Origin of the sequence: Proteus mirabilis ATCC 29906 (assembly GCF_000160755.1) — a bacterium.
GTDB lineage: Bacteria > Pseudomonadota > Gammaproteobacteria > Enterobacterales > Enterobacteriaceae > Proteus > Proteus mirabilis.
The window spans coordinates 1-317 of the sequence record NZ_GG668610.1 but is presented as its reverse complement, the minus strand read 5'-3'; the positions used below and the strand labels follow the sequence as shown (position 1 = coordinate 317).

Sequence of the window (317 nt, the reverse complement as noted above, 5' to 3'; positions counted from 1 at the left end):
GCTTGCTCTGCACGTTCAGCTGCTAATTTTTCAGCTTCTGCTCTTTGCGCTTCTTGGCGTGCTTGTTCAGCTTCAAGTTGCGCTTGACGCTGGGCTTCTTCTTCAGCTAAACGCGCCTGCTCTGCACGTTCAGCAGCTAATCGTTCTGCCTCTGCTCTTTGCGCTTCTTGGCGTGCTTGTTCAGCTTCTTGCTGCGCTTGACGCTGGGCTTCTTCTTCGGCTAAACGTGCCTGCTCTGCACGTTCAGCTGCTAATCGTTCTGCCTCTGCTCTTTGCGCTTCTTGGCGTGCTTGTTCAGCTTCAAGTTGCGCTTGACG

Annotated in this window: 1 protein-coding gene; it reads right to left on the bottom strand. The window is 53.6% G+C overall.

The window, feature by feature from the left end; translation table 11 throughout:
• Window positions 1-317: hypothetical protein (locus HMPREF0693_RS19230; RefSeq protein WP_004247174.1), on the bottom strand; the 317-nt coding region annotated here is incomplete at both ends.